Source organism: Demequina litoralis (assembly GCF_030418455.1).
GTDB lineage: Bacteria > Actinomycetota > Actinomycetes > Actinomycetales > Demequinaceae > Demequina > Demequina litoralis.
Map to the genome: position 1 here is coordinate 68,430 of NZ_JAUHPW010000013.1, position 8,348 is coordinate 76,777.

The window sequence follows — 8,348 nt, forward strand, 5'->3', positions numbered from 1 at the left end:
TTTCCGCATGCCCGGCCCGGTCCCGCCCTACACGCTCACGCGCAAGCGGATGAAGAACGTGCGGATGGTGGTGCGGCAGGGGACCGGGGAGGTGCGGGTGAGCGCGCCGCTGCGGATGCCGCAGCGCGACATCGACGCGTGGGTGCGCTCGAAGGCGGACTGGATCGCGGCCAAGCAGGTCGAGGCGCTCGACCACCCCGCGCCCCTCGCGCCCGGCCCCGAGGCCGACGCCCTCCGGCGCGAGCTGCGGCCGCTGCTGCAGGCGATGCTCGACGAGTGGGTGCCTCGCATGGGCGTCCCGTACCCCGCCTGGCGCATGCGGATCATGCACTCGCGGTGGGGCAGCTGCAACAAGGCCAAGCGGTCGGTGACCTTCAGCGTCGAGCTCGCGCGCAAGGACTACCACCTGGTCGAGTACGTCGTGGTGCACGAGCTCGCCCACCTCATCGAGGGCAACCACGGGCCCGGCTTCTACGCGGTCATGGACCGCCACCTGCCCGGCTGGCGCGAGCATCGCGCGGAGCTCAACGGCCGCCAGGTCGACTAAGGCGAGCCGCGCAGCGTGTCGCCCATCGGCACCTCGAGCACGAGGACCCGCGAGGCGTCGTCGCCGAACGGCACCGGGACGAGCGCGGTGGCCTGAGCGCCGTTCCTGACGGAGCGCAGCACCCGAGCCGGATCGCGCTCGGGACCGAGCAGCCGCGACTCGACGCTGATGTTGGCGGCGTTGGCCAGGTACGCGCCCGCCTGCACGTGCTGCGTCATGATCCCGCCGAACATGTCGCTCAGCGGCACGATGCGGCGGCCGTCCTCGGTCCACGCGCTCGGCGTCGCGGCCAGCGAGTCGAACACGGTGAGCGCCGCCGGCGTCGCGTCGCGCTCGGGCCGTGTCTCCACCAGCAGCAGCGGGATGCCCGCGCGCACCGCATCGTCCGTGGTGTTGGTGAGCAGCCACTGGACGTACGTGGCGGGCATCCCCTCGGAGGCGTCCTCCGCGCGCGGCGCGGACGCGAAGAACGAGCGCCCCAGCCACACGGGTTCGCACTCGACCGCGTCGAGCACCGGCGACCAGTCGGGCCCGAAGTAGGCCGTCCCCGACCATGCGGCGTGGGCCAGCTCGCATACGGACGCGGCCTGGCGGTCCGGATCCGCGGCATCGTCCCGCGAGCGCGGCTCGACACCGACCATGAGGGCCTCCGCGGAGAGCCCGGCGACCTCCGCGTCGCCCCACATCCGGTTGTCGGGCACGATCTCGAGCTCGAGGATGAGCTCCTGGGACGCGGCTCCGCCGGCGGGCGGGATCCTCACCTGGAGCACCACCTGCGGGACCACCTCGCCCGACGCGATCGCCCAGAGCTGCTCCGAGTGCAGCGCCTCGCCCGGCGCCGCCGTGGCGAGCTCGACGCCGCCGACCAGCGCCGCGTACTCCGGGCTCATCGTCCGGGGGCTGGTGGCGCCGCCGAGAACCGCGAGGCGACGGGTGGGCGACACCCACAGCGACTCGCCGACGTACGCGTCGCCGATGCGCGGGGCGGGCGCCGAGAGCGTGTCCTGGTCGGTGGCGAGCGTGACCGTGATCGCTGCCTCGTCGACCGTGAGCGCCGTCGCGGACCCCGGGTCGACCCACTGCAGGAGCCAGTCGAGCACGACCGTCGCGCCGTCCTCGCCGACGCGCGAGAGCATCCGCGCGTCGGCGAACTCGGGCGCCAGCACCAGCCCGTCGCCCACCCAAACGGCCTCGCACGCCTCGACCTCCCGGGCCGTGGGCTCGGTGGCCGACGCGCCGTTCCAGGGATAGGCGGTGGCATCCGTGTCGCACAGGAGGGCCGCCTGCCGGGGGCTCTCCGGCTCCTCGCCGAGGGTGCGCGGCGACGCGCTCGCGATGAGCGCCTCGGCGGTGAGGTCGCCGCCGGCAAGCCGGAGGTCGGAGTCCTGGTCCTGCAGGTCGCTCACCTCGGGGGCGGGCGACGGCACCGCCGTCGCCGCGTCCATCGGTGAGCCGGGAGCGGCAAGCGTGGACGGCTCCGTCGTCGACGTGATCGCCCATGCCGCGATCCCGACGACCGCCGCCGAGACCCCCACCACGAGCCCGCGCCGCATCGTCCGTCCGCGCGCGAGCCGCGCGAGCGCCCGGGACTCGACCGCCGCGATCGCATCCTCGCCTGCCGCGCGACCGCGCGCCTCCTCGCGAGCGAGCTCCCCCTCGAAGCTCGCGCTCATCGGGCGCCGTCCATGGTGATCGAGAAGGCCTCCTCGATGCCGCCCTCGACCGCATCGTCGACGTCGATCCGCAGGTCGGGCCGCGCCGCCGCGAGCCTGCCTGCACCGGAGGCGAGGTCGGCCCGCACGGCCCTCACCGGCGCACCGACCTGGCGCGCGATCGCGCTCGCGGACAAGCCGTCGACGTAGCGCAGCACGATCGCGACGCGCTCGCGGCGCGTGAGCAGCCGCAGCGCCTCGCGGATATCCGGCTCGCCCGCGGCACGCTCGCCCGCCACCAGGGCAGGCTCCTCACCGCGCATCCGCCGGAACGCACGGTGGAGCGCCTCCCGGACCATCGCCTGCGCGTCCTCGTCGGACTCGGGGCGGTGGCCCCGGCCCAGCCCGTTCGTGAGGGCGAGCCCCACGAGGTCCCCGGCCGCCGCATCGTCCCCGGTGAGCAGCAGCGCACGGGCGTACAGGGCTTCGCCGCGCTCGCGGACCACGGCATGCAGCCACCGTGCGCGCTCGTTCACATGACCCCCCTGGTCACGGGGGAGTCTGGCACGCCCCGGCGAGACGCGGCAGGAGGCGCGACCGGTCAGGGCGACGCGAACGGGTCGATGAGGAGCGTGAGCGGCGTCTCGAGCAGCAGCACGCGCGACGGGTCGTCGAGGAACGGCACCGCGGCGATCGCGGTGGCCCTGCCGCCGTCGGCGAGGGAGCCGACGATCGCGTCGGCGTCGACGATCGTGCCGGACGACAGCATCCCCGGGAACAGCCGGTCCCGCCCGCCGAGCGTCGCGCCCGCGTGCAAAGGGTAGTCGTAGAAGACGTTCGTGAGCCACGCCGTCCGTCGCCCGCTCGCGAGCCACGCGCTGCTCGGGGTCACCGCCGCGGTGCCGAGCAGCGTCAGCCCGTCGCCGCGTGCGCGCAGACCGTCCGGGTCGGGCTCGATCATCAGCTGCAGGCGGGACAGCTGGAGGGTCCGGCCGGACACGTTGGTGACGTCCCACACGAGGGTGTCGGCGGGGGTGCCGGCGCGCAGCTCCGCCGTGCCGGTGTCGGCGAGCACCGGGCCGTCCACCCAGCCGGGCGCGCACGGGACCTGTCGTGCCTGGTAGGGGATGCTGTAGTTCTCGAAGGTCGACGACCGCATGCCCCTCGGCACGTCGCACAGCAGCGCGGCCTGCCGCCCGGAGCCCGCCTCCTCGCCTCGCGCGCGCGGGGTGGTGAAGGAGGTGAGGAGATGGTCGGCGGCGATCGCCTGATCGATGCGTCCCACCGGCATCGAGGCCTCGGCGATGAGCGCGGTGCTCGGCTGCGTGACGCCCCGCTCGTGCGGGATGCCGATCTGCACCGTCAACGTGCCCGCCGCCGCACGGGTCGCGATGTCCCACAGCGCCTCGCGCGAGGCGGGCGCAGCGGGTACGGAGAACGTCGTCCACCCACGCATCGTGCCGCCCGGGTACAGCCGCTCGAGCGACCGGCGCTCGCCGTCGAGAGCGATGCGCTCGCGGTCGTCCGCCCAGAGCGAGTCGCCCCGGAAGGTCCGGTCGTCGATCTTCGCGGCCGTGGACACCGCGTCCGGGTCCGTCACCAGGGCGACCAGCAGATCGCCGTGGTCGACCAGCATGGAGCGGCTGCTCGCGTTGCGCAGGGCCCAGCGCACGTCGACGCGGAGCGTGTCCTCGGTCATGTAGAAGGTGAGCCGGGTCTCCTCCTGGTCGAGGACGAGCAGCGGCGCGTCGCCGACCCACAGCGCGCGGCATGGTTTCGGGCGGTCCTGATCGGTGGTGCCGCGGCAGACGACGGCGGGTTGGCGCGCGGGCGTGCGGTCCGCGGGTCGGATGCGTGACGCGGCGCCGCGGAGCAGCTCCTCGGCATGGATGATCTCGGTCCCGCGCAGCGTCGCCTGGTCCTCGGAGACGCGCGCGCCGGTCCCCGTCGAGGCCGTGGCCCCGTCCGTGCCGCCCCCCGTGCCGCTCCCCGTGCCGCCGACGACCGCCACGGCACCCGCGACCCCGAGGAACGCGGCGCATGCCGCGACGTAGCCCGCGAGCCTCAGGCGCCTGCGGCGCCGCACCCGGGAGCGCGCGCGTCCGGCGATGGCATGCGGCGCCTCCGCATCCGCCTCCGCCAGGGGCGCGAGCGCGCGGAGCAGCTCGGCACTCATCCCGCCTCCACCGTCACGGCGGCGCTGTCGAGCACCCCGCCCTCGAGCGCGTCCTCGACGCGCAGCCCGAGCCGCGGCTCGAGCGCGAGCAGCCGCGTCACCGCCGTGGTGAGCGCGTCGCGCACCGCGGCCTCGTGCAGGTGCGCCCCCGCGGCGATGGCGGGCACCGCGAGGCCGTCGGAGTAGCGCATCACCAGCACCGCGCGCTCGCGCGGCGTGAGCGCGGCAAGGGCCGCGCGGGTGGACGATGCGTCGGTTCCGTCCAGGGGGAGCACAGGACCGGGCGGGGCGAACGGGTCGGCGGCTTCGCGTGCCTCGCCCGCGGGTGCATCCAGCTGCACCGCCGCGCGGCGGAGCTCGTCACGGACGGCGCCCCGCGCATCGTCCCGGCCTTCGGGGACACGCGCGCGGGCGAACGTGCGGGTCAGCGCGTCCTCGAGGAGACGCTCAGCGGTCTCCGGGTCGCCGCAGAGCTCGCGCGCGTAGGCGAGCAGGCTGGCGCCGTCGGCGCGCATCGTCGCGTCGAGCGTCCTCGCCCACGTCCTCACGGCTCATACCCTTCGCTGCCTCCGATTCTCCCACCGGGGGCGACGGGTGCCCAGGGTCAGCCGGCCAGGGACCAGGGCAGCTCCAGCAGGAGCTCGCGGGTGCCATCCTCGTCGTCCTCGCGGACCACCCGGACGAAGACCGCGCCGTGGGCATCGAGGGCCTTGTCGTCCCGCTCGAACGTCTTCTCGCCGGTGATCGGGTCACCGGGCGCGACGGTCACGGGCTCGCTTGCCGAGGAGAGCAGCGCGTGGCGCCGCGAGTCGTCGTTCCACGGGGTCCAGCCCACGCTCACGCCGTCCGAGTTCGAGACGTAGCCCACGTCGCCGAGGTCGATGCTCACGCCCGCCGACGCCTCGTCGAGATCGAGCGCGCGGCCGGACACGTTGACCGCCGACCACTGGAAGACGCTGGTGTGCTCGCCCTGCTGCGCGATGCCGACGTCCGTGAGCTCGAGCAGCCTGCCGCCGGGGATCCACACCGCCTCGCAGGTCGGCGTGGACCAGTTCGCCATCCCGTCGCCGTCGTCGGGCTGGAAACGTGGGTTCTCGGCCTCGCCCACGTGGCAGACGAGGGCCTCCTGCGCATCGTCCCGCGTCTCGCCCCGCGTGCGCGGCTCGAGCCCCTCGAAGGACACGGGCACGGGGTCCATGCTCCCGGTGGTCGTCGCGACCGCGCTCGCCTCGAGGAACAGCTCGTCCGTCCCGGCGGCGCCCGCGGGAGCGACGCGCACCTGAAGCGTCACGGTCGGGTGGACGGTGCCGTCCGACATGCCCTCGAGGAGGCCCTCGGTGCCGAGCCCGGTGAACATCTGCGGGTCGAGGACGACGTCGCCGTCGAGCAGGTCGCCGGTACCGAGCGCCAGCAGGTCGGAGTCGCCCTCCATCTGCACGACTCGCTTCCCACGGTCGGACCACAGCGACGGCGCGATCAGGCGGCGGTCGCCCGCCGTGTACCCCTCGCCGCTCATGACGCGGTCCGGCTCGGAGGTGATCGCGATGCCGATCGTGCCCCGGTCGACCGCGATCGGGCCCCCGGACACGTTGGCGAGCTCCCACGCGACGCGCACGGTGCCGTCCCCACCGACGACGACGTCGGCCCGGGTCAGCTCGACCAGCGGCGCCTCGGCGACCCACACCGCGGGGCACGAGTCCGCGCGGCTGAAGTTCGCACCCGCGTAGGGGTTGTCCTTCACCGTCATGGTGCAGAGGACCCCGGCCTGGCCCGTGCGGCCGTCGTCGAGCGTGCGCTCCATGGTGCCGGCGCGCAGGTCGTCCGCCGTGATCGCGTCGGGATCCACCACCGGCACGTCGGTGATCGCCGGCGCCACGTCCGCTCGCTGCCCCTGCCACTCGAGCGCGGCAGCGACGCCGCCCGCGAGCACGAGCGCGGTGACGCCGAGCGTGCCCGCGGTGCGCATCGTCCGCGCGCGCCGCACCCGGCGCCGCGCCGGGGCGACCACCGCATCGTCCACGCCGCCGCGACCGTCGTAGAGCGCGCCGCCGGTCTCGGCCTGCCGCGCGAGGGACTCCATCAGCTCGTTGCTCATCGCGCGCCTCCCTTCGAGGTGATCACCACGTGCTCGTCTCCGCCCTCCACGGCGTCCGTCGGGTCGAGCCCGAAGTCGCCGTGCGTACGGCGCAGCTTCTCGATCGCGGAGGTCAGGTAGCCGCGGACCGTGCCGGCCGAGATGCCCAGCTCCTCCGCGATCGCCGGCGAGGCGAGCCCATCGAAGTACCGCATGACGATGCACGCGCGCTCGCGGGGCGGCAGCGACAGGACGGCCTCGTGGAGGGCGTCGCGGGTGGTGCTGGCGGTGGTCGGGTCCTGGAGGACGCGGTCCGCGTCGCGGCCGTCGCGCCGGGGCCGGACGCTGGTGCGGCGGTGGGTGTCGATGAACGCGGTCTGGATCGCGCGCTTCACATACGCGTGTGCGGCGGCCACGTCCTCGGGGCCGCGGCCGCGCTTGAAGGCACGGACGAGGGCGTCCTGGAGGAGGTCGTCGGCATCGGCGGCGTCACCCGTGAGGACGAACGCGTACCCGTAGAGGGCCCTGCCGCGCTCACGCATCAGCGCGTCGAGCGTCTCCGACCACCTGCTCACGGTTCCTCCCCCTGCCTGCGGTGCATCCTGTCACCGCTCAAGACGCAGGGACGGCAGGAACCGCAGGGTCGCCGCACCCGAATCCACCCCGACCCTCCTGCGGGGAAGCCACCGACGGTTTCCTAAGGTTCTCAACTCCTGCGGGGAACTCAGCGCCGTTCCGGCTACTGTCGCCTCATGACGCGGGATGGTGAGCTCGAACGCCCCGACGGCCGCACCGTCCGCTGGTACACCGACGGCCCCGACGACGCCGACCTCGTCCTCTTCTGGCACCACGGCACCCCGAACATCGGCCAGCCGCCCGGTCCGCTCATGAAGCCGGCCACCGACCGTGGCATCCGCTGGGTGTCCATCGACCGGCCGGGATACGGCGGCTCGACGCGCCGGGAGGGACGATGTGTGGCGGATGTGGTCGAGGACGTCGCCGCGGTCGCCGACGAGCTGGGCATCGAGAGCTTCGCCGTGGTGGGCCACTCGGGTGGGGGCCCGCATGCCCTCGCCTGCGCAGCGCTGATCCCCTCGCGCGTGCGCGCGTGCGTCTCGATCGCGGGGCTCGCACCCTTCGAGGCCGGAGGGCTCGACTGGTACGGGGGCATGGCGAACGGCGGTCGTCTCGAGCTCGAGGCTGCCGCGCTCGGCCCCGCCGCGCTGCGCGCCCAGGTCGCCGCGGAATGGGATCCGGAGAGCTTCACGCCGGAGGACAACGCCGCCCTCGCCGGGGAGTGGGGATGGTTCACCGGGATCGTGAAGGCCGCTCTCGAGCTCGGGCCGGACGGCATGGTCGACGACGACCTGGCCTACGTGCGCCAGTGGGGCTTCGCGGTGGAGGGTGCGGGCGCGGTGCCGCTGCTCATCGCGCACGGCGGGAGGGACCGGGTGGTCCCGTACACGCACGGGGAGTGGCTCGTGGGGGCGATCCCGGGCGCCGAACAGCGGTTCTTCCCGGAGGAGGGGCACATCTCCGTCCTGCTGCACGCCGAGACGCTCCTCGACTGGCTCGTCACCTCCGTCGAGAAGCGCCCCTGAGGGCCGACCGGCCGGGCATCAGGCCCACCACCTGCCGCGCCGGGCCGTTCTACCTGGGGTAACCAAGTCATCGTCGTTCCGGTTGGACAACGCGGAAACATGTGTGTAACTTATTCCGAGTCGCCAACGCGGGGCCCGAGAGGGAAAACGCAAGGCGACGAGGCTCCAGAAGCCCCCTTCGGGCCGGTCAGCGAACCGGACGAAAGGGTGTAATATGGAGAGCCGCTCGAGAGGACGAACTCACCACATAGCCCACAAGGCGATTTGGCGAGATCGATTCGGTCGAGTAGCATAGAGA

At 73.9% G+C, this 8,348-nt stretch carries 8 protein-coding genes; 2 read left to right on the plus strand and 6 right to left on the minus strand.

All coding sequences use genetic code 11. The features are described 5' to 3' along the window. Positions 1 to 7: 7 nt before the first annotated feature. Positions 8 to 547, plus strand: a complete 540-nt coding sequence (locus tag QQX09_RS13910) for a M48 family metallopeptidase (protein WP_301135860.1) — start codon at positions 8 to 10, stop codon at positions 545 to 547. Here the strand turns inward: QQX09_RS13910 and QQX09_RS13915 are convergent. The 6 genes from QQX09_RS13915 to QQX09_RS13940 form a co-directional block, all read right to left on the minus strand. Further along, entirely contained in the window at positions 544 to 2,220 is a 1,677-nt protein-coding gene (locus tag QQX09_RS13915; RefSeq protein ID WP_301135861.1) for a hypothetical protein, read from the minus strand. The two genes, QQX09_RS13910 and QQX09_RS13915, sit on opposite strands and share 4 nt — an antisense overlap. After that, complete coding sequence (locus QQX09_RS13920; protein ID WP_301135863.1) at positions 2,217 to 2,735, minus strand: sigma factor-like helix-turn-helix DNA-binding protein; 519 nt, start codon at positions 2,733 to 2,735, stop codon at positions 2,217 to 2,219. Before QQX09_RS13920 ends, QQX09_RS13915 begins: the two co-directional genes overlap by 4 nt. Positions 2,736 to 2,800: 65 nt before the next feature. Beyond that, entirely contained in the window at positions 2,801 to 4,375 is a 1,575-nt protein-coding gene (locus QQX09_RS13925) for a hypothetical protein (RefSeq protein ID WP_301135865.1), read from the minus strand. Then, on the minus strand, positions 4,372 to 4,923 hold the full coding sequence (locus QQX09_RS13930; protein WP_301135867.1) for an RNA polymerase sigma factor: 552 nt from the start codon (positions 4,921 to 4,923) through the stop codon (positions 4,372 to 4,374). Before QQX09_RS13930 ends, QQX09_RS13925 begins: the two co-directional genes overlap by 4 nt. A gap of 56 nt (positions 4,924 to 4,979) precedes the next feature. Next, on the minus strand, positions 4,980 to 6,470 hold the full coding sequence (locus QQX09_RS13935; RefSeq protein ID WP_301135870.1) for a hypothetical protein: 1,491 nt from the start codon (positions 6,468 to 6,470) through the stop codon (positions 4,980 to 4,982). Then, positions 6,467 to 7,024, minus strand: a complete 558-nt coding sequence (locus tag QQX09_RS13940) for an RNA polymerase sigma factor (RefSeq protein WP_301135873.1) — start codon at positions 7,022 to 7,024, stop codon at positions 6,467 to 6,469. Before QQX09_RS13940 ends, QQX09_RS13935 begins: the two co-directional genes overlap by 4 nt. Before the next feature lie 177 nt (positions 7,025 to 7,201). On the opposite strand from QQX09_RS13940, the gene QQX09_RS13945 reads away from it, so the two are divergent. After that, positions 7,202 to 8,050: an alpha/beta hydrolase gene (locus QQX09_RS13945; protein WP_301135876.1), complete on the plus strand. Its 849-nt coding sequence runs from the start codon at positions 7,202 to 7,204 to the stop codon at positions 8,048 to 8,050. Positions 8,051 to 8,348: the final 298 nt, after the last annotated feature.